This window comes from Sphingopyxis sp. PAMC25046 (genome assembly GCF_004795895.1).
GTDB lineage: Bacteria > Pseudomonadota > Alphaproteobacteria > Sphingomonadales > Sphingomonadaceae > Sphingopyxis.
In genome coordinates, this window is sequence record NZ_CP039250.1 from 1984648 (window position 1) to 2007003 (window position 22356).

Annotated in this window: 18 protein-coding genes, 1 tRNA gene and 1 pseudogene; 10 read left to right on the forward strand and 10 right to left on the reverse strand. The window is 61.0% G+C overall.

Annotated features, from left to right (window positions below; translation table 11 throughout):
• Positions 1–11 precede the first annotated feature (11 nt).
• From E5675_RS09320 to E5675_RS09335, 4 genes are all read right to left on the reverse strand, one after another.
• On the reverse strand, positions 12–1253 hold the full coding sequence (locus tag E5675_RS09320; protein ID WP_136174277.1) for an HlyD family efflux transporter periplasmic adaptor subunit: 1242 nt from the start codon (positions 1251–1253) through the stop codon (positions 12–14).
• Entirely contained in the window at positions 1250–2449 is a 1200-nt protein-coding gene (locus E5675_RS09325) for a TolC family protein (RefSeq protein WP_247594851.1), read from the reverse strand. Before E5675_RS09325 ends, E5675_RS09320 begins: the two co-directional genes overlap by 4 nt.
• Before the next feature lie 142 nt (positions 2450–2591).
• Positions 2592–3062, reverse strand: coding sequence for a hypothetical protein (locus E5675_RS09330; protein ID WP_136174279.1), 471 nt, complete (start codon positions 3060–3062; stop codon positions 2592–2594).
• 61 nt (positions 3063–3123) lie between these two features.
• Positions 3124–3205, reverse strand: a tRNA-OTHER gene (locus E5675_RS09335).
• Positions 3206–3299: 94 nt separating this feature from the next.
• Here E5675_RS09335 and E5675_RS09340 point away from each other — a divergent pair.
• Positions 3300–4574: a tyrosine-type recombinase/integrase gene (locus E5675_RS09340; RefSeq protein WP_136174280.1), complete on the forward strand. Its 1275-nt coding sequence runs from the start codon at positions 3300–3302 to the stop codon at positions 4572–4574.
• Here the strand turns inward: E5675_RS09340 and E5675_RS21475 are convergent.
• Positions 4562–4717 (reverse strand): DUF5818 domain-containing protein, encoded by a 156-nt coding sequence (locus tag E5675_RS21475; protein ID WP_168707834.1) that lies wholly within the window; start codon positions 4715–4717, stop codon positions 4562–4564. The genes E5675_RS09340 and E5675_RS21475 overlap by 13 nt on opposite strands.
• 66 nt (positions 4718–4783) lie before the next feature.
• On the reverse strand, positions 4784–5443 hold the full coding sequence (locus tag E5675_RS09345) for a lytic transglycosylase domain-containing protein (protein WP_136174281.1): 660 nt from the start codon (positions 5441–5443) through the stop codon (positions 4784–4786).
• A 127-nt stretch (positions 5444–5570) separates the two neighbouring features.
• Between E5675_RS09345 and E5675_RS09350 the strand changes: the two genes are divergently transcribed.
• From E5675_RS09350 to E5675_RS09365, 4 genes are all read left to right on the forward strand, one after another.
• A complete protein-coding gene (locus E5675_RS09350) occupies positions 5571–6479 on the forward strand; it encodes a toprim domain-containing protein (protein WP_136174282.1) in 909 nt (302 codons plus the stop codon).
• Between the two features lie 103 nt (positions 6480–6582).
• A complete protein-coding gene (locus tag E5675_RS09355; protein ID WP_136174283.1) occupies positions 6583–10815 on the forward strand; it encodes a bifunctional class I SAM-dependent methyltransferase/DEAD/DEAH box helicase in 4233 nt (1410 codons plus the stop codon).
• Positions 10816–10876: 61 nt separating this feature from the next.
• Positions 10877–11290 carry an MbcA/ParS/Xre antitoxin family protein gene (locus tag E5675_RS09360; protein WP_136174284.1) on the forward strand — a complete coding sequence of 138 codons (414 nt, stop codon included), beginning with the start codon at positions 10877–10879 and terminating at the stop codon, positions 11288–11290.
• Positions 11287–12006, forward strand: a complete 720-nt coding sequence (locus tag E5675_RS09365; RefSeq protein ID WP_136174285.1) for an RES family NAD+ phosphorylase — start codon at positions 11287–11289, stop codon at positions 12004–12006. The genes E5675_RS09360 and E5675_RS09365 overlap by 4 nt, the downstream gene beginning before the upstream one ends.
• Before the next feature lie 120 nt (positions 12007–12126).
• On the opposite strand, the pseudogene E5675_RS21725 reads toward E5675_RS09365, so the two are convergent.
• Positions 12127–12285, reverse strand: a pseudogene (locus tag E5675_RS21725) (ATP-grasp domain-containing protein); the annotation flags it as partial.
• Positions 12286–12345: 60 nt separating this feature from the next.
• Between E5675_RS21725 and E5675_RS09375 the strand changes: the two are divergent.
• Positions 12346–13521, forward strand: coding sequence for a HEPN-associated N-terminal domain-containing protein (locus E5675_RS09375; protein WP_247594852.1), 1176 nt, complete (start codon positions 12346–12348; stop codon positions 13519–13521).
• Positions 13522–13611: 90 nt separating this feature from the next.
• Here the strand turns inward: E5675_RS09375 and E5675_RS09380 are convergent, their stop codons facing one another.
• The 3 genes from E5675_RS09380 to E5675_RS09390 are packed head-to-tail and all read right to left on the reverse strand — an operon-like array spanning position 13612 to position 17209.
• On the reverse strand, positions 13612–15549 hold the full coding sequence (locus E5675_RS09380) for a DUF3732 domain-containing protein (RefSeq protein ID WP_136174287.1): 1938 nt from the start codon (positions 15547–15549) through the stop codon (positions 13612–13614).
• Positions 15546–16052 carry a three component ABC system middle component gene (locus tag E5675_RS09385; RefSeq protein ID WP_136174288.1) on the reverse strand — a complete coding sequence of 169 codons (507 nt, stop codon included), beginning with the start codon at positions 16050–16052 and terminating at the stop codon, positions 15546–15548. Before E5675_RS09385 ends, E5675_RS09380 begins: the two co-directional genes overlap by 4 nt.
• The gene (locus E5675_RS09390; RefSeq protein ID WP_119083637.1) at positions 16049–17209 is read right to left on the reverse strand and encodes an ABC-three component system protein; all 1161 of its coding nucleotides are present in this window, start codon (positions 17207–17209) and stop codon (positions 16049–16051) included. The genes E5675_RS09385 and E5675_RS09390 overlap by 4 nt, the downstream gene beginning before the upstream one ends.
• 277 nt (positions 17210–17486) lie before the next feature.
• On the opposite strand from E5675_RS09390, the gene E5675_RS09395 reads away from it, so the two are divergent.
• The 4 genes from E5675_RS09395 to E5675_RS09410 all read left to right on the forward strand — a co-directional run bounded on the left by E5675_RS09395 (position 17487) and on the right by E5675_RS09410 (position 22259).
• Positions 17487–19475, forward strand: coding sequence for a ParB/RepB/Spo0J family partition protein (locus tag E5675_RS09395; RefSeq protein ID WP_136174289.1), 1989 nt, complete (start codon positions 17487–17489; stop codon positions 19473–19475).
• 155 nt (positions 19476–19630) lie between these two features.
• Positions 19631–20572: a zincin-like metallopeptidase domain-containing protein gene (locus E5675_RS09400; protein ID WP_136174290.1), complete on the forward strand. Its 942-nt coding sequence runs from the start codon at positions 19631–19633 to the stop codon at positions 20570–20572.
• Between the two features lie 10 nt (positions 20573–20582).
• Positions 20583–21005, forward strand: coding sequence for a hypothetical protein (locus E5675_RS09405; protein ID WP_136174291.1), 423 nt, complete (start codon positions 20583–20585; stop codon positions 21003–21005).
• Between the two features lie 300 nt (positions 21006–21305).
• Positions 21306–22259 carry a DUF2493 domain-containing protein gene (locus E5675_RS09410; protein ID WP_136174292.1) on the forward strand — a complete coding sequence of 318 codons (954 nt, stop codon included), beginning with the start codon at positions 21306–21308 and terminating at the stop codon, positions 22257–22259.
• The last annotated feature ends 97 nt before the right edge of the window (positions 22260–22356 follow it).

The following is a 22356-nucleotide window of genomic DNA, read 5'->3' on the forward strand; positions in this document are numbered from 1 at the left end:
GTGTGGTGGTGTCAGTGGTCATGGCTGGCCCCCGATTTCTCTATGTCGGCGCGGATCAGGAAGGCACCGTCGGTGACATAGACTTCGCCTGCCCTGAGGCCGCCGAGCACTTCGGTCCATTCGGGCGTCCTGCGCCCGATTTCGAGCATCCGCACTTCATAGGTGTCGCCGACCCTCGCGAAGACGACCTCGAAGTCGCGGAAGCGTTGGATCGCCTTGGTTCGCACGGCGATCGGCACATTGGTCTGCGCGACCGCGAAACTGCCTTCCACGCCCATGCCCGGACGGAAGGTCCGCGATGCGATCGGCGGCAGATGGACGTGAGCCATCATCGTCTGACTCGCGACGTCCGCTGTCGGCAGGACTGCCTCGACTTCGGCCTGAAGCTGTCCCTCGCCAGAGAGGTTTTTCAGCGTGACCGCCTGGCCGACGCGAATTCGTTCGGCATCGCGCGGATAGACGAAGAACTCGGCGTGAAGCTTGGCGGGGTCGGCGATCACGAAGAGTGCGCGATCTCCGGTCGTATCACCGACGTTCACGTTTTTCTCGATGATCGTGCCGCCGATCGGCGCTGTCACCGGATAGACTTGCAGCGAATGACTCGACTCGACTCGCGCAAGCAGCTGACCGCGCCGGACCTGCTGACCGAGGTTGCCGTCCAACGAGACAATCAGGCCGGGAAGCCTTGCGCGCACATCGGCCTTGCCCTCGGGCGTGATTTCGATCCGGCCGCCCATATCGATCCGATCGCTGATCGTGGCAGGCCCGGCGGCTTCCGTTTTCACGCCGCCGGCCTTGGCCGCCGCGGCAGTGATGGCGGTGCGGCCCTCATAGGCGGCATAGGACCATTTGTGCCTCCGGCCACCCTCGCGCGCTACCACCCGGACGTCGAAGCTATGCGGTTCGGCGACAATTCCACTGCCGCGGAGGAAATCGTCCTGCGGGGTAAAACTGAAGCGGTCGATCCTTCCGCCGAGGCGACCGAGTTCGATCGCCAAAGCCACTTCGGTCGGCTTGACCGGCTTGTCGTCGCGATAGGCGTAGACGCGAAACTCGGGATCGACGCCATCTTCGAAGATAGTGATCTCAAGCGCGAAGGGACCGCTGCGAAGCATGCGTCCCCGGTGCGGGCCGCGTTCATATTCGCTCGCAGTGGCCGCCGCGTCCTCCTTTTCAGGCGTCGCTGTCTCGCCGCATGCGGCAAGCAGGGTTAGGGCCATGACCGGTGCCGCACCCAGCAGATATATTTTCATCGGATTGTCTCCATATTGGCAAGCAGGGGCGCGTGGCGGCCCAAAAGCCGGTCGAGCCGCACGCCGAGCAAATGAAAGCGCCTGAGCAGCTCGACCCGCCGCGATTGCGCTTCGTTGGTCGCCGCTTGCGCCTGCGCATATTCCAGGAAGGTGAAGGCGGTGCCGCCGCGTGCGAGACCGTCGCGGATCAGCCGGACCGCGCGGTTGGCGCTCGGGAGCACGTCGGCGTCGATCCGCTTGATTTCGGTTGCGATCAGGCGCCGGTCGGCAACGATTCTGTCGATCTCGCGCTCGATCTCGACCCGCGCTACGGCGATATCCGCCTCAACAGCGCGCTGATCGGCTCGAGCCCGAGCGACATTGCCTCGATTCGCGGATTTGGTCCCGAGCGGGATCGATCCTCCGACCATGATCGCAAGGTCGTTGCCGTCCCCGAAATGGCGGAGACCGACGCGCCCGCTGGGATCGGCGATATTGCCGGTCTCGGCGAGCTTTGCCTTTGCCTCGGCCGCATTGAGTTCGGCAGCAAGCACGGCAATATCGACCGACTCGCCGCGGGGAGGCGCTGCGACATCGAACACGAGCAAGGCGGCCGGATCGAGCTTGAAATCACCGTTGCCGCCCCACCATGCGGCGAGGTTCGCCCGCGCAATCCGGGCATTCTCTCGCGCCTGGTCGACGGCGATCTCTGCTTGGGCGACATTGGTGCGGGCACGCTCGGCCGCGAACCAGGGATCGAGTGCGCTGGTGACCCGTTTTACCACCTCCAGTTCAACGCGTTTCATGTCGGCAAGGCGGGATTCCGCGACCGGAACCGTCGCTTCCGCGGCAAGCGCCTCGACCCAGGCCGCCTGCACGCGAGCGAGACGGTCGAGCAGGCGAACCCGGTTCTGCGCGCCGACGACGGCCGCGTCGGCGCGCGCGGCACCGATACGCGCCTCGCGCTTGCCGCCGCGCTCCCATGTCCGCTCATACCAGCCGGTAGTCTGCGGTTGTTTCAGCGGCGAATAGGGGCCGGTGCCCGCGAAATCCTCGAGGTCGATTCCGACCACGTCGCGCGGCCTGACATCCGCCTGCAGGATGGCGGCATCTGCGGCCTCGAGGCGGGCGATGCTGGCGGTCAGGGCGGGATCGCTCGTCGCAACCCGCGACAGCGCTTCTTCCAGACCTAAATTTTGTGCCCAAACAGGCTGCACTGTGGCAGCCAGCAGGACGCCGCCGCAGAGCATGGCCCTGCGGATAGCGTGCGCGCCGGAGCGCGCTCGAGATTGGGAAAACATGTGATAAAAGCCTCGCTGAATGGCGTGGAAACCTCCCACGCCTACGAGGCGCAGGAACTCAAGCGGTCAGCGAGTGGGGTCGGGGAGGGCGCTCGGGGCCAATGGATCTGCGGCCCGCCATTTGCCTGTCGTTGCCAATCCCGCGCAGACTTCCGATCGGCGCAATGCCGGAGGCTGTCACGGCGTTGGGAACAAGCAAGCCAGGTCCTGTGTCGCCGTGGTGGTGGTGCCCGACGGCGAGATGATCGCCGGGCGTGCCTTCGTCATCCGCCGGCGCATTGTCGTGATGGTCCGCATGCTCGGCGAGGCTATCATGCACCGTGTCGACCGGGAAATCGGCTAACTCCCCATGCTCGTGCGAGATCATGAATACCGGGCTGTGCTGGATCTGATCGGCAGCTTTGGCGGGTGCAGTCGCCGCATAGAACAGCATCAGAGCGACACACAGCGTGCCGATCAGACGGTCAAAGCGGGAAGAAACGGAGGTGAGCACGAAGCTGCGTTTAATTCGCAGTATTTCGGTTGGCAAGCCGAATGGGCCCCCGGTTCCTCCACAAGGCTGAAAGCGGGTGCTTTTTTATAAGAAAGTATGGTGGACGCACTAGGGCTCGAACCTAGGACCCGCTGATTAAGAGCTGAAATCAGAGGGTCCTTACGCTTCCGCATGCGTCCAAAAACGGCAGAAATCTGCAATTCATAGTCCGTAATGTTCTTGAAATGTTCGCCAGTATCCACTACAAAAAGCTACCTAAGGTAGCAGGATCATATGGCGAACAAAGTTGGTTTGACAGATGCCCGGATCGCAGGATTGAAAGCGCCTGCAAGCGGGCAAATTGAGGTCGCTGATGGCATCGTGACCGGCCTGCGGCTCCGAATGGGAGCGAGCGGCACCAAGACTTATATCTTGCGTAAGCGCGTTCAAGGTAAATGGTTGAACGTGACTATCGGGCGGCATGGCCCGAATTTCACTCTCGCACACGCCCGTCGGAAGGCGCGGGACCTGCTCGTCGACGTTGAGCAAGGCAAAAGTATCGCCAGAAAGCCGGGAGCTAAAAGGAAGGGATCGAAGGGTGTCGGCACCGTCGCCGAACTATACGAGACATACCTGGCTCAACAGATCGTCGGCAAAAAGAGGAGCGCGAATGAGTTCGACCGGGTTTTCCGCAAGTACATCGAACCTGAGCTAGGCGCCCGCCTCGCCGATTCGATCACCCGAAGCGACGTCAGCCGTTTCGTAGAGAAGATCGCATTTGAGCGGGGCAAGGAAACCCTGACGATGGCTCGCATCGTTTATCGGCACCTTTCGACGTTTTACTCATGGGCGCTCACCAGACTTGAACATCTGCCAGCCAATCCGTGCCGGGACGCATGGCGCCCAAAACGGAGCGAGCCTCGCGACCGGGTGCTCAGCGATCGAGAGGTCGCTGCACTGTGGCAAGCCGCCGTCGAGGATGGCTATCCGTTTGGCCATCTTGTGCAGATGTTAATTCTCACAGCCCAGCGCCGGGGAGAGGTGCTCGACGCCACTTGCGACGAGTTCGACTTCAAGGGGAAAGTTTGGACTGTACCAGGAGATAGAGCGAAAAACGGCAAGGCAAATGTGGTGCCTTTATCCGCGCAGGCCCTCGAGGTCGTCACCGACACCTTCGCGGCCGCTGGGATCGCGCCTGAAGATGCTCACAAGCAATCCCAAATTCTACTGGCATCCAAGGTCACCAGCACAAACAGTGTCAGTGGGCTGTCAAAGGCCTGGAAGCGGATAAGGGCAAGTGTGGACGAGAAACTCGGCTATGAAGCCGCTCATTTCACCATGCATGACATTCGCCGGACGGTGGCGACCGGACTGCAGAGGATTGGAATACCACTGGTCGTTTCAGAGGCCGTTCTCAATCATCAGTCCGGCTCGGCAATGGCTGGTGTCGCCGGGGTCTATCATCGGCATCAGTACACGAATGAAAAACGCGAAGCTCTCGCGCTGTGGGGCAAGGAGGTTCTAATGCTCGTCGCGAAGTATCCGCCGCAGGACAGTCAGGAAGAATGACTCTCCACCCCGAGCCAGTCGGCGCGTATCCGATCCATGCCCGCGACAACGCCATCAACGGTCACTGTAGATCCGATGAAGTCCTCACCGACATCATCGCCTTCGATAATCCAGACATCGTCAGCAGCAGTAGTCAGGATCATTCCGCGCCTGCCATGGCTTAATGTCCCCGACAAACGTATTCGACCCGCACTTACAATGCCCCCCGCTCAAAAACGCCAATGGCGCAGCACTTCACGCACATAGGCCGGCGTCTCGCCATTGCGTGGAATACCGCCGGCGCGTTCGACGGCACCGGGACCTGCATTGTAGGCGGCAAGGGCCAGATGAACTACCCCGAACTTGTCGAGCATCTGGCGTAGATATTTGGCCGCACCGAAAATGTTCGCCATCGGATCGAAGCGATTTGAAACGCCAAGGTCCCGCGCGGTCCCCGGCATCAGCTGACCCAGACCGGCGGCGCCAGCCTTGCTGATCGCCAAAGGATTATACCGCGATTCCGTCCAGACAAGAGCGTCGAGTAGACCGCTTGGCAGCGAGTATTGAACCTCAGCTGCGTAAACATGAGGAAGGTAGCTTGCCCGTCGAAAGCCGGATGGCGCGCTGCCCTGGGGCTTTGGATATCGATAGGGCAGATAGGTTCGACCCGCATCGATAGCCGACGGCTCGGACGAGCCCGCTGGAGGCGTTCTCCAAATGCCGTGTTCGACGAGACGAAAGCCATCGGTTCCTTCTGCAACGCGGAAGCCGTCGGTTGTCAACTCCGAGGCAAAGGTCATCTGAGTGGCTTCCAGCTCCTGCGCGTGAGCGGGGAGGACGAACCCAAGTCCTGCCGTTGCCACTGCGGCTACTGCCGATTTCAGTCTCATTCCCGAATCCTTTTGTGGTCGAATCGGGAGAGAACATATATAGAACATATGATGTAGGAAAATGAAACGTCAGCGACGCAGAGCGGAGGCTGCGCGGGTGGAGGCACGTTACGATGGAGATGCCCCCATGCACCAACACCGATCATCCGGATTCCAAGGTCTGCAACTGGAAAACCGCGCGCGCAAGATAGTCGAGCAGCTGGGCGGTGCCTGGTCGCGTTCGCGCGGAATGTGCTGCTGCCCGGCCCACGACGACCGCACTCCTTCACTAAGCATCACACTCGGAAAGCGCGCAATCCTTGTTCATTGCTTTGCCGGCTGCACGAACGATGCGGTGATAGAAGCGATGGCCGGGCTCGGAATACGAATTGCGGACCTGTCCGATGGCACGAGTGGTCCGATCGTGGCCGAACCGCGCGAGGAAGTCGCCAATCGGAATGCGCTGAGGCTCTGGCGTGAGGCGTCGACCATCGCTGGCAGCCCCGCCGAGAAGTACCTCGTGTCCAGAGGCATCACGATTTCTTCGCCGGAACTGCGTTTCCACCCGCGTATGCCGCTGGGGCCAAAGGGTGCTGTCCGGTTTCTACCCGCGATGGTGGCGGCCGTGCGCAATGATGCCGGAATTCTGGCGCTGCACCGCTCCTTCCTTGACCTCGACAAAACCAGCTTGGCTTCTTTCGATCAGCCCAGGCGTGCGTTGGGCAGCCCCGGTTCTGGGGCGGTGCGTTTCGCGTACCCGAATGGGGGACGCCTTGGCCTCGCAGAGGGAAACGAAACGGCCCTCTCAGCGATGCAAATGTTCAAGGTTCCCTGCTGGGCGACGCTAGGAAACGAACGCTTCGGCTTGGCCACAATCCCGGAATCGGTGCGGCGGCTGTTTCTCTTTGTCGATAATGATGCGGGTGGGCGCCTTGCTGAAGAACGTGCGCGAGAGGCCTACGCTTGCGAAGGGCGGCTGATTGTCACCAGGCGTCCGGAGCTAACCGGCGACGACTGGAATGATGTGCTCATGCGCTCAGTCCGAGCTACGGTCTGAATGCCGGTGAGAGGAAAGCGGGCTTGGGGCCTTGTGAGGCCCCAGGGCGGATCCATCCGAACGGACACCCGGACAAACCCAGGGCCTCTACAGGAGGTCTCTCATGTCACACGCAAATACCGCTTTCGCATTCTCCGATCCCGCCGAGCCGCAAGTGTTGGCAGCGGCGAGGGCGCTGGCCGCGCGGCTCGCTACAGATCAAGCAATTTCACGGCTCACTGTGAATGCAACAATGGCCGATCACTTCGGCGGTAGCGACGCCGAAGGACGCTGGTCCGTACGCGATGCCCATGCCGCACTTGAATTGGCGCAGGTGTTGTTCCTGGCGCAGGCAACTGAATTCTCACCTGCAATGTCTTCCAGCTTCGCCGATGAGGCATTCACGCACCTCGAACGTCTGGTCCCGACCCAGTCCAACCGGAGCGATGAGCAGATCGAGTGGCAACAATTCGCGACGCCGCCCCGTCTGGCCTGGATGGCAGCAAAGGCATGCGCGATTTCTGCCGCTGAACTGGTTCTCGAGCCGTCGGCCGGGACCGGGATGCTGGGCGTATGGGCAGCAAAGGCAACTGCGCGTCTTGCTCTCAACGAGATTTCGCCGCTGCGCCGCGAATGCCTGGGCGTTGTGTTTCCGGAGGCGACAGTCACGGGATTTGACGGGGAACTGATCGACGAACTTCTCACGCCCGACGTGGGTCCGAGCGTGGTGCTGATGAACCCGCCCTATTCACACGGTATCGAGAGGGGCCACGATAGTCGCACTGGCGACCGGCACTTACGTTCTGCCTGGAAGCGCCTTATGCCCGGTGGCCGCCTGGTCGCAGTGATGCCCGAATGGTTCGAGCTTCCGAAGTTCCTTGCCGGGATCGCTGGTCCCCTCTCGTTGCGCCTCAACGCGTCGATCGAGCGCGGTTTCATCAAGCAGGGCACCTCAATCTCAACCCGGCTCCTGATTCTCGACAAGGCTGAGGATGGTACCAGCCCGATCATCGCCCAGCCAGCAAACTTTGCCGAGCTTCATCTGCTGATCGATATGCTCCCTGACCGGGTAAGCCTGCCCGCGGAACCCAGCATCGGCATCAAGCCAGCATTGCCGCTTCGACTGGTTGCGAACAGGACGAAACCAGTTCCACTTAAGGTCCATCCAACCGTTGCGGCGCCGTCGATCCTGCCGCTTGATTTTACTCCGCTCGAAGCACCTGCGCCGATCGAAAGCCAGGTTGGGCATTATTTGCCCTACCGGCCGAGCCGGATCTCAATTGCAGATGCTGTCCCGCATCCGACCCCCCTGGTCGAATCCGTTGCGATGGGTTCGATAACCGCACCCGTGCCCGAAGTGGTGCCTCAGCTTCCGTCGAGCCTCATTACTGGAGGCGCCTTATCCGCTGCGCAGGCCGAGACCCTGATCTATGCCGCAAGCGCGCATGCCCGCGATCTGCCGGGACGGTTTGAGCCCGACGACAAGGGCTGCGCCTTGAAGGCGAGCGCCGAGGGGCACGCCTACCGCATGGGCTACTTTCTTGGTGACGGAACTGGCGCAGGTAAAGGCAGACAAGTCGCATCTGTCATCCTCGACCGGTGGGTGAGGGGTGAACGGCGCCACATCTGGATTTCCAAGAACGAAGCTTTGCTCGAAGATGCCCGCCGCGACTGGAGCGCGCTCGGCGGCCTTCCCATCGACGTCCAGCCCCTTGGCCAATGGAAGCTCGGTGTCCCGATAGGGATGCGCGAGGGCATACTCTTCGTGACTTATCCGACACTCCGTTCGGGCCGCAGCGATGCGACCCGGCTCGATCAGATTCTCGAATGGGCAGGGGAGGACTTCGGCGGGCTCATCGTCTTCGACGAAGCCCATGCGATGGCCAACGCCGCAGGCGGGGAGGGCTCACGTGGTAAGGTCAAGGGATCGGAGCAGGGCATTGCCGGTGTTCGCATCCAGAATCTGCTGCCGCGCGCCCGCGTGCTCTACGCTTCGGCGACCGGGGCATCCGACGTCAATAATCTCGCCTATGCCACCCGTCTTGGCCTTTGGGGTCCCGAGACGGCTTTTGCCAATCGCGAAGCCTTCGTCGCAGATATCCGCGATGGCGGTATCGCTGCAATGGAACTGGTCGCGCGCGATCTGAAGTCACTGGGGTTGTATGCGGCGAGGGCCCTTTCATTCGCCGGAGTTGAGTACGAGATTCTCGAGCATTGCCTGACCCCCGACCAGGTAGCGGTTTATGACGCCTATGCAGACGCCTGGGCAATCATTCATGCCAACCTGCGCGAAGCTCTCGAGGCAACGCGGATCGTCGACACTGACAGTGGCGAGACACTCAATTCAGGTGCCAAATCGGCTGCGTTTTCGGTGTTTGAAGGCACCAAGCAGCGCTTCTTCGCGCAGCTCCTTCTATCCATGAAGCTGCCGAGCCTGCTGCCTGCGATTGATACGGCACTTGCCGACGGCAACGCTGTTGTAGTGCAACTTGTCTCGACCGCCGAAGCCATGCTCAACCGCCGCCTCGCTGATCTCTCCGATGCGGAACGTCAAGCACTCGAAATCGATCTCTCTCCCCGCGAATACGTGGTCGATTACCTCACCAAAAGCTTCCCGGTTCGGTTGATGGCCGTGTTTACGGACGAGAATGGCAATGCCCGGTCCGAACCGATGAGTGATGATAACGGTGCCCCTGTTCTCTGTCGTTCGGCGCTTGCCGCGCGCGATAGCATGATCGAGAAGCTCTGTGCCTTGCCGCCGATCGCGACGGCGCTCGATGCGATCATCGAACGGTTCGGTGTCGATCAGGTCGCCGAAGTCACCGGCCGTACCCGCCGCCTGATCGTCGGGCGCGATGGACGCCAGGTGCTCCAGTCGCGCTCTCCGCGCGCCAATGTCGCCGAAACGCGAGATTTTATGGACGGGACAAAGCGGATTCTGGTTTTCTCCGATGCCGGTGGCACCGGCCGCAGTTATCATGCCGACCTTGCGGCAAAGAACCAGATGCGCCGGGTCCACTTCCTGCTTGAGCCGGGCTGGCGGGCCGATGCCGCAATTCAGGGCCTTGGCCGTACCAACCGCACCAATCAGGCGTCGGCCCCGCTGTTCCGCCCGGTGACCACCGACGTGCGTGGCGAACGTCGGTTTATATCGACCATTGCACGTCGGCTCGACAGTCTCGGGGCACTGACCCGAGGGCAGCGCCAGACAGGTGGGCAGAACCTCTTCGATCCTGCCGACAATCTCGAGAGCACCTACGCCAAGGAGGCGCTTCATCGCTGGTTCGGCCTGCTGTTTGCAGGTAAGCTGGAAGCCGTTACGCTCTCTCGGTTTGAGGAATTGAGCGGGCTCAGGGTCGAAGGGCCCGACGGCGGGATGGTCGATGACCTGCCAACAATCCAGCGCTGGCTCAATCGCATCCTCGCGTTGCCGATTGCTTTGCAAAACGGCATATTTGACGAGTTTCTCGGCCTCGTCGAAGCGCGGATCGATGCAGCACGCCAGGCCGGCACGCTCGACATTGGGGTCGAGACTATTGCGGTAGAGCATTACGAGGTGCTGACCGACACGCTACTGCGCACCGATGCGCTGTCGGGTGCGACTACGCACCTCCTGGAACTTGAGATCGCCCGTGCGCTCAAGCCTATGCGTCTCGAACGCCTCGAGGAGCTCTACGGCTTTTCAGGTGCGCGTCAGCAGCTTCTGCGTAATACGCGCTCAGGCCGGATCGGGCTGCTTGTCCCAGCGCGCAGCCTGCTCACAGACGAAGGTATGCGGGTGGCCCGCTTCGAGCTTGTCCGTCCCTTGAAGCATGGGCACATCACCGCCGATCAACTCGCGGAGAGCAGCTGGAAAACGGTGGATCCAACCGAATTTCAGCGCTTGTGGCAGGCGGAGGTCGATGACGCTGCCTCAAATCACAAGCGCGAGCGACTGCATCTTGCAACCGGCCTGCTGCTACCGGTTTGGGACAAACTCCCTTCCGACTATGTTCGCGTCAGCCGGATTTCGGCGCGAGACGGACGCTCGCTGTTAGGCCGGGAGGTTCCGCTCCATTGCGTGCCCGAACTATGCCAGGCGCTTGGGCTTGAAGACGAACATGCCTTCTCGGCAGAGCAAATCGTCGATGCGGTGCTCGGGACAGGCCGACCAATGCAAATAAAAAGCCGCGAAGCGCTCACGCTCAAGCGCAGCTTGGTCAACGGCGCGCAGCGGCTCGAACTGGCTGGTTGGTCGGCGTCGCGGCTCGACTGGTACAAGGCACATGGGTGTTTCACCGAGATCATCCGCTATCAGACGCGGCTTTTCGTTCCGACCACAAACGCAGTGGCGGTCTTGGCTCGGCTTGCAGGCTGAATTTGACGAATCTTGCCAAATGGCATTCAAAGTGGTATATGCTGCCATATGGAGAATAGTCATGTTGGCTTTGCAACCCGTTGATACCGTCCCCCACGCCTTCCGACCCGATCCTATAACTCAGGAGGAAGCATCGGCGATGTTTCGCGCCGTGCTAAACCTGTTCGGCAAATGGGAACTCACAGACGAGCAGGCAGCGACTCTGCTCGACATGCCGGTTCGCTCCTACCGGCGGTGGAAGGCTGATGGTGCGGGCCGTGTCTCGCGCGATGGTGCGGCACGGCTCTCCAACCTGATGGGTATTCACAAGGCGCTGAGGATCATCTTTTCAGAAGCCCAGCGTGGCTACACCTGGATCAAGGCAGGTAACGCCGCCTTTGCCGGAGCGAGTGCGCTCGATGTCATGCTTGGCGGCGAACTGACTGATATCATGCGGGTGCGTCGCTATCTTGATGCCGAACGTGGTGCCTGGTGATTGATCCCAAGGCAATTCCGGTTGCCCAGGTCGAGTGGAAAGGTGCGGTACGGATTATCCGCAGTGCCTTTCCACCGATCGACCTGTTCGAAGATATCGCAGACCCCGCAGATTGGCCGCTGCTGATCTCTGCCGAGCAAAAAACCAATCCCCGCATTATGGCGACGATCGGCAATCTAGATCTGGTACCTGCTGACCGCCGGGTAGGGGGCAACGGCGCATCCTATCTGATGGCCCCGTTCACGCATGTTAGCACTGACCGACCAAGTCGCTTTACTTATGGGACCTACGGCGTCCTATACGCGGGGGATGCATTCGAAACAGCGCTGTTCGAAACAATCCATCATCATGCCCGCTTCATGGCTCGCACTTTTGAAGCGCCAGGTTGGACCTCGCAGTTCCGTGAGATCATCCTTTCGGTAAGCGCCGATCTTCACGATCTCAGGAGCCTTGACGCAGGCGATCCCGCACTTGATCCCGACAACTATGCTGCCTCGCAAGCCCTCGCTGTTAGGCTCAGAGGGGGCGGGGCCGAAGGTCTTGTTTATCCGAGCATCCGGCATCCGGGTGGTGAATGTGTCGGCTTGTTCTACCCGGATTGTGCATCCGACCCCACTCAGGGACGTCACCTCGACTACCACTGGAATGGAACGGGTGTCGATCTGGTTCGAGACGCTGGCACAGGGGCGGTGTTTCGGGTGGTTGATGCTGCGTAACTTGAAGATCCAACGTCCGGGTTCTGCTGCGGTGTTTCCGGCAGCCCGCACCTAACTTCGGTCGTTCCTTTCGCTCAATCAGCGTCCCCGAAAGCGGGCGATCATCGCGGAGCGGCCTCTGGCGCGATCGACCAGAAGACCGAGGTAGAATTCCCTGTCGATGTCGAAAGCGCCATCGGAGATGTAGATGCCGTTGATCTGCTTGCCGAAGGGGCCGGTCTGGATCATGTCCGGCGTGTTGCCGAGCATGTCAGTTGCGTGGGCTCACACTTGCTCAAGCGCCTTGACTGCAATGAGCGTATCGAGGGTGGTGTAATGGGCCGAGCAAAAGCGTGGCAGATGGAGCAGGAAGAGCGCGGCTATTACGAAGCCGACGGAGCGATTTGCGAGGACTGCGTTACTGATCCTGCTCTCAAATCTTGGGTGTCGGACAACGTGTCGGAAACGCAGTGTCGGTTCTGCGGCGCGGAATCCGATGACCCGATGGCCGCCAGCTTTGATGAATTCATCGGTGTCGTCCTGACGGGTGTTCGCTTCGACTGGAACCATCCGGACGACGAGGGCATCATGTATGTCTCGGCGGAAGGGGGGTATCAGGCCTCAATCAGTGACACTTGGGATGTCCTCGGCGATTACGACATCAGCGACGATAGCGACGTCGTTGAGGCAATTATCGATGTTGTCGGGAGTGACGGTTGGGTCGAGCGCGAGTTCTACATCGGCGACAAGAGTCAGCGGCTCGAATGGGGCTGGGATGCTTTCAAGGAAACCGTCAAACACCAGACGCGCTATGTCTTCCTCACACCAGATGACAGCGATCACTCGCCGGAGGTTCCTCCATCGCGCATGCTGGCGGCAATCGGCGAAACGGTGGTCGATGAACTCGCTGAGCTGAATCTCATCACCGAGATCCCGGCCGATACCGACCTCTTCCGCATCCGCATCGGCGCAGAACCCTTCCATACTGGTGCGGAAATCGGCACGCCACCGGCGCAGTTCGCGATGCAATCGAACCGGATGAGCCCGGCGGGCATTCCCATGTTCTATGGCGCTTTCGACGTCGACACGGCCCGGCTCGAGACCTTCGATCCCGACCACCATGCCGGTCAGATCCTGTCGATCGGGACATTTCGTGCGACGCGCGCTCTTCGGGTGCTCGACCTGGCCGACCTGCCGGATATCCCGAGCGTGTTTGAGGAGGACAGCCATCACTGCATCCATCCGCTTCGCTTCCTCCACGCCTTTGCACGCGATATTGTTAAACCGATCGCGCGCGACGGGCGCGAGCACATCGAATATGTTCCGACGCAGATCGTTACCGAATATTTCCGACGGGTGTTCCGTGACGCCGACGACTGCGTGATCGACGGCATTATCTATAGCAGTTCCCGGGAAGGCGGGGAGCGCGCGTTCGTTCTATTCTGCGAGAATGAGCAATGCTTCGCGGTCGAGGATGGACCAGTGTTCCTTGAACAGTTGTTGAACCTCACCGCAGTGGCGCACGAGCAGACATAGGATTGGCCAGGCGGCCGCATGGATAGCCGGGCCCTTACGGGGCGGCAGAGACACGGGCCAGACGCGCGTTCGCGTCGCGCATCTAAGCGATCACCGTCCGCGCGTGTCCCATTCGGGCGGCACAAGGAAGCGGTGGCGGCGCCACTCCTCGACTATCGAAGCCTCAAACCACTCGTCGGCGAGATGAGCGTGGTCGAGTACGATCAGCTGCAGGCCTTCGATCTCTTGGCATGCGCGGTGCATCAACTCAAAGAGCGCCTGTACGGCATGGCGGTCCTTGTCGTCGAGCGGATCAAGGCTTCCTTCCTGATCGCGCTCGGCGGGATAATGCGCTTGACTCGGCTGATCGAAGATCAGCATCGCCGGAACTGGGCGATTGCGTTTCCGAAACCACCAATGGAGCGCGAGATAGGTCAGCACATGATAACCGACCCAGTTCTCACCGCTTCCCATCCGATTGAGCGGGATCGGGCCGTCAAGTGTATCGGCGACAACCGTGAGCTTCTTCACATCGAGCCGTAGCTCGCTGCCACTGTGCTCTAGATCGAGGTACTCGGCGAAAGCCGACATCTGCTTGCTGATGAGATTTAGATAGGTGTCGAGGCGCTGCGCGACGTCGTCCGCATTTACCGCCGCCTCGAGCGTTTCGACGCGGCGCTTGGCTGCTTCGATAAGGGGCTTTAGGTCGGGTTCGCTGTCGCTGGGTCGCACTGCATCGAGAAAGGCGCCAATCCGGCCGACAACGCGCGCCTGGTCGACCAGCAGGTCCTGTTGCGCCTTGGCCCCCGCATCATCCGCGATCAAGCGGGCGAGGCTATTTTGCGCCTCAACTAATTCCCGCTCGAGCTTGCCCTTTCGTTGCTCCAGTCCCTCGATGTGGCGCTGGAGATGAGGTTGCTCAACTTCAACTGCCGCAAGTTGCTCGCCCACCAAACGAAGTGCGTTCGCGACTTGGTCGCTGGCAGGCGTAGGGATCGCGAGCTCGCTTTCGCACAGCGGACAGTGATGACCGTCTGCCTCTACCTTGAACAATCCGATCGAGCTGAGTCGCGCGCGTTGCTCATGGCCTTCACGCGAATAGGCGCTCTGCTCCGACAGCATCAGCCGGGAAGCCCTCGCCTCGTCGTTCACTCGCTCTAGCGCTGACCTCAGCGTAGCCTGCTCATTGCGCAATCGGTTGATGGAATCGCCGAAATCGGGAAGGTTGGTGATTGATGCCAGGTCGGTGCGTGCGGCGCGGTCCAGGACTTCCAGTGCAATGTCGGTCTCGACCGGTTCATATTCCGGGACGATCAACCCGACACGCTTGCCGTCGGTCACCAGCCGGCGAATGCGACTGATGTCGACATTGCGTGCCTCGTTCTGACGCTGGACGCGTTGCTCTAGTTCGCGCAGCGCCTCGCGCGCGAGATCGAGTTCATGCTGCCGCAGGAAATGCTGTTCGTCCACCGCGCCCACGAAATAGGGGAGCGTGTCCTTGATCGCCTGTGGAATGAACTGGTCGCCCTGCCGGTGAAATAGCCGGTCACGATTGTCGATCTCATCCTGCTTCTGAAAACACAGAAACAGCGCGTGGCGGATAGTCGCCTGCAGCGGATGTCGCGTACCACTCAAAGGCCGATGCTCGTTCTCAGAGATGCCCACAAAACGTGATAGGAGCGAGATAAGCTCTCCCTCGACCATATTGCGCGCGAGATCTTCAAAGGCGGGGGCCGCATCAAAGCTCCCGCGCCGCACGTAGATGTCGCCGCCCGTATCGGTGCCTGGACCCGGATTTTTGCGCGCAACGAGCAGCTCGTCGTCGCCATTCAGCAGTCGGACTGCGAACCAGGCGACGCTTCGCCGAATCACGCCCTCGGCGACATTGCAGCTGCTTCGTCCGAGACAATAATCGATGATATCGATGATTGCGGATTTGCCTGTCTTTGAATCGCCGGTGATGACGTTGAGGCAGCCGCTCTTAAAGGTGAGCTCACGCTCTTCACCTGTATGCGAATAAAGAATGATCGCACCGATATTCATGCTCATGGTTTGATCCCCCAAGCCGCCATGATCGTCGAGGCCGTGCCTGCCTTGGCAAGCCAACGGCCGAGGAGGCGGGTTGCGGCGACACAATCTCGCGCATCGTCGGTCAAAGTTTCCTCGAACCTGCGCGCAACCGACAGCGCGCGATTACCCAGCATCACCCCGCCATCTTCGGCGAAGGCGAGCGCCGATCGGTCGATCGCGAAGCGCAAGGCTTCCTGCACGATCGGACGGAGCGACCGAGCGCGCTCCGCAAAGCCGACAAGCACTTCGGGATTACGTTCCCGCCATGAATAGAGGGATGTCACCGTCGATCCGGGCAGCGCACGCCTGGTCTTGCCGTGCAGGGAGATCGGCAAGGCGCAGAACAGCAGCGCATAAGGCGCAGCTTGGCCTTTCGCCTTTTGAAATTCCTTCACGAACTCGTGCAGAAGCGCAGCGCAGAAGGCTGGGTTGAACAGATACGCTTCCTCGCGCGGTCGCTTATCCCAGAGCGTGAGGCTCATGCGGCCTCATCCTTCGCCGACGTACCGAACATGGTGCTGTGATCAGGATGCCAACCGACCGTCACGCCATCAGAAAGGATCTGATAGGAGCCCGTGCAAAGCCATTGCTCATGGCGATTGCGGAACGGCGCCTGGGCTCGGCTCGCCCAGTGAAATAGGTCGCGTCCGAACGTTTTCTTTTCGTCGTCGCTGATTGGTTTGCCGCCGCTTTCGCGGGCCAAACGCTCGCGTTTCCAGCGTTCGACGAGATCGGCATCATATCGCGCCGCCTCACCGTCGAGCAACGCATTTTCCCGCGCCCAGGTCGAGCGTTGCGCCGTCGCGCGATAGAAATCGAGCTTGGCGAGTTCGATCGATTCCTCAGCGACATCGACACACCGCATCTGGCGAACGAACGTCCGCCCGTCAGACTCGGGAAGGTCGTCGGCCGAAACCGCCAAAGCTTCCGGACTGATTAGCAGCTCATTGTTCCGAAACGCTTTGGCGATCTCGTCGATCTTCGCCCGAAGCGCCAGAAGTGAAATAGCCGGCGAAGCGACATCGGCGAGACAGGCAACAACTTGCGAGAACCACCAGCCCTCGAGATGGTCGACGAGATCCGCGACTTTCCCATCCGGTGCCGAGAAAAACAGCTGCTCTTCGATCTCGCTGCGCGCATTGGTGATGCTCGGCGCTTGGTCATGGATATGGATAGCCGCAAGGAGATTCTCCTGATCACGATCCGACAGCGCGAGAAAAGCCTTGCGGCCGACCGCGGTTTCCTCGCTGATCGATGTCGTTGCGGCGGCCTTCAGCAGCGCGAGCGCATCTTTCTCCGCGTCGATGGATGGCCTAGTCGCGCGTAATAGTTCCGCAGCAGAGCCCGCCGGTGCCTGCGCGGTCGTGATGATGCTGAAGCGTCGCTCGAACGGCGCTTGGGGATCAGCAGCGACTGCCTCGCTCCAAATGCGCAGCGTCTTCCACAGGTCGACACTCATGTCGGTCAGGCTCGCAGGGTTCACATGATGTTTGAGCTGCAGCAGTTCGGTTGCGGTGCCGTTTTGCTCGAAAGCCACATCGTCGAACCGCTCAATCGACACCGATAGGCCAGGCTGCGATCTCGTCTCGACGATCGCAAGCAGCAGCGCCTCTCGGCACTGGTACAAATAGCCGAGCATCGACCCGGTGGCGTTATAGTTCGAAGCGATATTGCTCCCCCTGTCGTGCGGCGAAGCGCTGACCCCGCTCCACAAACATAGATGTGAAACGCTAAGTCTCCCGCTAATTATTGTAAAGTATCAAGCGCAGCGAACTTCGAGCTAAGACGCGCCGCTGAAAGCGGTTCGGCAGCTGCCGGCCCATCGGCAGTCATTGAGAGGGAAGGGGGCTTGTTTCTGTTTGAGCCGGATGAGCGTCGAAGGTCGATGCCTGTGCTCATATTCAGGAGTATTTCCCATGATCAAGTCGATCCCGCTGACCAAGTTGGTCCAGTCCCCTCGCAATGTGCGCCGTCACGGTGACCCCGCCGCAGATTCCGAACTGAAAGCGAGCATTGCAGCCCATGGGTTGTTGCAGAACCTCATCGTTCGGCCAGCGGCTCGTGGCAAATTCGAGGTTGAAGCCGGAGAGCGCCGCCGGTGCGCCTTGCTGGCGCTTTCCGAAGAGAAAGTTCTGCCGAAGGGCTACGAGGTTACCTGCCTCGTGCTTGAGGACGATGCGGAAATAGCCATCGAAACGAGTCTGGCCGAAAACTTCCATCGCCTCGCGATGAACCCAGCCGATGAAGCGCAGGCGTTCGCTGCCCTTATTGATGCTGGTGCCTCGACGGAAGATGTCGCGCGCCGCTTCGGGCTGACGGTCCGCTTCGTCGAAGGCCGGCTGCGTCTCGCGACCCTCGCGCCTGTCGTCTTCGATGCTCTGGCATCCGGTGAAATCACTCTCGATCTCGCCAAAGCCTTCGGTGCGACCTCCGACCAGGAAATTCAGGCTCGCGTCTATGAACAGGCGTCCTCGGGCTATTATGCGCCCAGCGCCGACAGCATCCGGCGCATGGTGCTCTCCGGCACGGTTCGCGGCAGCGATGCTCGGGCCCGTCTTGTCGGTCGCGACGCATATACCGCTGCAGGTGGCCGGATCGAACGCGAACTCTTCGACGACGATGACAGCGAGTCCTGGGTTGATGTCGCGCTTCTGGAAACCCTCGCCTCGGAGGAGATGGAAAGGCGCGCCAAGGCGCTCGCAGCAGAGCAGGGTCTTGCCTGGGTCAAGCCTACGCTTGACGCCTATGCCAGTCACGATCTCGTAGAAGGTCTCATTCGCCTTCCGGCCGAGCCGGCTCCGTTGACTGACGCCGAATTGGCCCGCCTTGACGAACTCGATGCTTCTTACGACGAGCATGCGGCCATTCTCGAGGATGAAGACAGCGCAGAAGAAGCAGTTGCCGCGGCCGAGGCGACGATCGAAGCGATCGAGCGCGAATGCCAGGACATTCGGGCAAAGCCCCCGGAGCTGGCGCCCGAACTGAAGGCCGATGCCGGAATGATCCTCGTTCTCTCGCGCGACGGCACACCGGTCCTCCAGCCGGTGTTCTACGGCGAGCGCGATATCGAAGTCGTTGGTGACGACGATGTCGTCGAAGTCGTGGCGAGTGTCGGCAGTGATGGCAAACGCCGTGCGGCGCTTTCCAAGCGTCTGGTCGACGAACTTGCGATGCAACGTCGTGACGTGCTCGCGCTCCACGTGGCATCGGATCCCGGCCTTTCGCTCGACATCATGGTCTTCACCCTCGCGGATGCCGACACCCACGACTGGCGGTCACGCGCGGCCACGACCCTGCGTGGCGGCGTCCCTGCGGGTCCGATTGTCGGGTTCGAAGCGAAGGATGCGCCGGCAAGCGCATCCCTTGCGGACCTGCGCTCTGGTCTCGATGAGAGCTGGCGATCTGGCGAAGACGCTTCGTCGCGCTTCAAGATGTTTCGGGCACTCGCCGATGAAAGCCGCGCAGCGTGGCTCGGCTTCGTCGTCGCTCGCACGCTCGAGGCGAGCCTCAACATGGCAGGCGAACGTCAGATCACGTTTCAGGATCATCTGGGCAGCACGATCGGCATTGACATGGCGCAATGGTGGCGTCCGACCGCGGCAAACTACTTCGACCGCGTCTCAAAGCAGGTCATCCTTGATGCGCTCACCGATGTTGGCGGTTTGGAATTGTCCTCACGCTTCGCATCGGTGAAAAAGGGCGATCTTGCGATGAGCGCCGAGCGCGTCTTCGCGGGAACCTACATCACCGAGGTCGAAGTTCGGGAAAGGGCCCTCGCCTGGGTGCCTGAAGTCATGCGCTTTGCCGACCAGCCGGAAATTCCTGCCGATAGCGAAGCGCAAAGTCCCGACGCGGATTTCGTCGCCAACGACGACAATCAGCCCCCGAGCGAGCTGGCCGCCTGACCTCCTCCTGACAGGAACGGCTGCTCGCTACCGTGAAGCGGTCCTCCGGCACATGCCGGGGGGCCGCTTCCTTCATGGAAAGAGAGCGGAGGGGGCTCCGGGATCTCCGGCACTGACCGACGGAACTGTCGTCAGGCCATTTCAGGAGATCCAACATGGCCTATCGCAAGGGACAAAGCGGCGGAGTGTCGCCTGCTACCCGTATCACCCAGGAAATCATCGCCCGCCTCGAGTCCGGCACGAAGCCGTGGATCAAGCCATGGCGCGGTGTGCCAGTCTCGCGTCCATTGCGGGCGTGCGGCGTCCCTTATCGCGGCATGAATGTATTCTGGCTCTGGATGGTTGCGGATATGTGCGGTTACGCCTCGCCGTTCTGGATGACCTACAATCAGGCCAAAGAACTGGGCGCACAGGTGCGCAAGGGCGAAAAATCCACCATCGCCATCTTCTACAAGAGCTACACCAAGGAAGTCGAAGCCCCCGAAACCGGCGAAAAAACCGACGAAAGTCGTCGTGTGTTGAAGGCCTATCCGGTTTTCAATGCTGATCAGGTCGAAGGTCTGCCCGAGCGTTTCCATCCCGCCGCGACGCTTGAGGTGGTGGAGCCCGAGGGCCGTCAGGTTGAACTCGACTCATTCTTTGCCCGTATTCCGGCCGTGCTGCGGCATCAGGGCGACGAAGCCTATTATGAGCCAGTGGCTGACCGGGTGACAATGCCGCCCGCGCATCTCTTCTCGGGCTTCGACCACTATTACGCGACGCTCGCGCACGAGCTGTCGCATTGGACCGGCCATGCCAGTCGCCTCGACCGCAATCTCAAGAATCGATTTGGTTCTGCAGCTTACGCTGCCGAGGAACTCATTGCCGAACTTTCGAGCGCTATGCTTGGCGCTGAACTCGGTCTGCCAGTCACCCACCTCGATAGCCATGCCAGCTATATCGAGCACTGGCTCAAGCTCCTGAAGCAGGATGACCGTGCCATTCTCACCGCTGCCGCGAAGGCTGAGGAAGCATCAAGGCTTTTGCTCAGACTCGGAGGACGGATCTCTGCCGATGATACCGACGAAGCGTCCGCCGACGCTGCGTTGGCCGCCTGAGGAGGGTGTCATGGGCCGATCGGTCAGTTACCCCAGCGGGGCCATTGTCGCCTTCACCGTGCTCGAAGTTGAAGACGACGACGACTGGGACTTCGAATATGAGTGGCTCCGCGAAGATCTGCGCGAGCGCGCAGGGCAGGCATTCCCTTCCCTGATCGCCCACGACGGTTGGCGGGGCCGCGAAGACCGCATCCTTATGCGCAATGCCTATGCAGATTTCGGCGTGTCGGTTTACGCCGGCCTGGTTGCGGTGTGGATCGTCGAGCGTGACGATGGCGCCTATTGGGATGCCGATTGGCGCACGGCCAGATCGCCCAGAGCACAGCGCTGGCTGTCCCAGATCGCCTCGCGCTTTGAAGCGTTGTTCGGCGACTTCGTCTGCCTCGGTCACATGTCGAACGGTGAGGGCGTTTACGCAAAACGGGTGGCCTGAATGCACCAGTCACTTTGATCGTGGCGAGGTGCCTGTCCTCCCTGACGAAACTTGCTTTTGCACTCATGGCCTGAAGCCATGCGAGAAAGGCCCTGGGCCAGCCGCCAGTCTGCCGCAACCCGGCTTGCGCAGGCCCGAGTTGGCCCGGCCCTGTGGGCCGTTGGCCTGCCCGCGCCAGCCTGCCCAAGCGGGTTTCCCCTGTCGGGTGCGGAGACTGCCTCAAGCTGGCCCTGACGGGCTCTCGCTGGCGCAGCCATGAGCGGGTGCGTCAGCCTCACACCAGTCAGGAGGACAATACCCATGCACTCATCATTTTCTGACCAACTTGCCGGCCTCGATCTTTCCGGTTTTTCGATTGGTCCTGCCCCGGTTTCCACCAATGATTTTCCGGTCCACGAGGCGGTCGTTCAGACTCTCGAAGCGGTCTGGTCCGATCTTTTTGCGATGGTCTCTGGGACTGCGCTGGAAGCCGATGCCGAGGACCTAGGCTGGGCGTTCGTCAACATCTTCCACCGTTCCGCGACCCGCAAATCGACCGCAGTCGACCGCGCAACCGACGAAGTCCGAGCGCTCGTCGCCACTGCAGATGGATCCGAAATTCATACCCATGAACTCGAGACCCAGGTTGAGCGCGCGCAGTGCGCCGAAGGGGCCATGATCGCTCTCGAAGAGATGCGCGAAGTGGCCGCTGCCCTCTATCTCAACGAATTCGGCTCCTCGTGGAAGCCCGTGTCGAGTTCGCGCTTCAATCACAGCGCCATGCTGACTTCCGCGCTTGTCGAGGGCCGCGAGTTCGTCCGAGCCCGGTCCGAAGCCAAGCGCCGCGCCGCCATGCCAGAAGGTACGCCGGTGATCTTTGCCGGTGGCCGCACACGCCATCCAAACGAGCAGGACGCTCTCACTTTCGCCAACAACGTCTGGGCTACTCTGGACAAGGTTCACGACCGGGTTCCTGACATGGTTCTTGTCCACGGCGGTGATACCAAGGGCGTTGACCGTCTGGCATCTTCATGGGCGGAACGACGCAACATCCCGCAAATCAGCTTCTCCCTCGACATGCGCCTGGGGGCACGCGCAGGCTTCAAGCGCAACGAGCGTATGCTCTCGCTTGACCCCCGTTATGTCGTCGCCTTTCCCGGAAACGGGGTCCTGGAGCGCCTCGTCATCGAAGCCAAATCCCGTCGGATTACCGTCGTTGATCGCCGCGGTCCGCTTGGAACCTCTCCCAAGCGCGCGGCTCAGGATACCGACTGATACGTCCGGCATCGCGCCAGCGCCATCGGCGCTGGCGCAGGCCGTCAGAGGAAAGAGATCGCCTGTTATCGTGGGCAAGACGATCGGTCCTTGCCCC

Coding starts and splice junctions, on each gene's coding strand:
- E5675_RS09380 (WP_136174287.1), bottom strand. CDS start 15,549: ATGAGCATGAATATCGGTGCGATCATTCTTTATTCGCATACAGGTGAA.
- E5675_RS09350 (WP_136174282.1), top strand. CDS start 5,571: ATGCACCAACACCGATCATCCGGATTCCAAGGTCTGCAACTGGAAAAC.
- E5675_RS09405 (WP_136174291.1), top strand. CDS start 20,583: ATGGGCCGATCGGTCAGTTACCCCAGCGGGGCCATTGTCGCCTTCACC.
- E5675_RS09395 (WP_136174289.1), top strand. CDS start 17,487: ATGATCAAGTCGATCCCGCTGACCAAGTTGGTCCAGTCCCCTCGCAAT.
- E5675_RS09375 (WP_247594852.1), top strand. CDS start 12,346: ATGGAGCAGGAAGAGCGCGGCTATTACGAAGCCGACGGAGCGATTTGC.
- E5675_RS09400 (WP_136174290.1), top strand. CDS start 19,631: ATGGCCTATCGCAAGGGACAAAGCGGCGGAGTGTCGCCTGCTACCCGT.
- E5675_RS09385 (WP_136174288.1), bottom strand. CDS start 16,052: ATGAGCCTCACGCTCTGGGATAAGCGACCGCGCGAGGAAGCGTATCTG.
- E5675_RS09360 (WP_136174284.1), top strand. CDS start 10,877: ATGTTGGCTTTGCAACCCGTTGATACCGTCCCCCACGCCTTCCGACCC.
- E5675_RS21475 (WP_168707834.1), bottom strand. CDS start 4,717: ATGATCCTGACTACTGCTGCTGACGATGTCTGGATTATCGAAGGCGAT.
- E5675_RS09345 (WP_136174281.1), bottom strand. CDS start 5,443: ATGAGACTGAAATCGGCAGTAGCCGCAGTGGCAACGGCAGGACTTGGG.
- E5675_RS09340 (WP_136174280.1), top strand. CDS start 3,300: ATGGCGAACAAAGTTGGTTTGACAGATGCCCGGATCGCAGGATTGAAA.
- E5675_RS09410 (WP_136174292.1), top strand. CDS start 21,306: ATGCACTCATCATTTTCTGACCAACTTGCCGGCCTCGATCTTTCCGGT.
- E5675_RS09355 (WP_136174283.1), top strand. CDS start 6,583: ATGTCACACGCAAATACCGCTTTCGCATTCTCCGATCCCGCCGAGCCG.
- E5675_RS09390 (WP_119083637.1), bottom strand. CDS start 17,209: ATGCTCGGCTATTTGTACCAGTGCCGAGAGGCGCTGCTGCTTGCGATC.
- E5675_RS09320 (WP_136174277.1), bottom strand. CDS start 1,253: ATGAAAATATATCTGCTGGGTGCGGCACCGGTCATGGCCCTAACCCTG.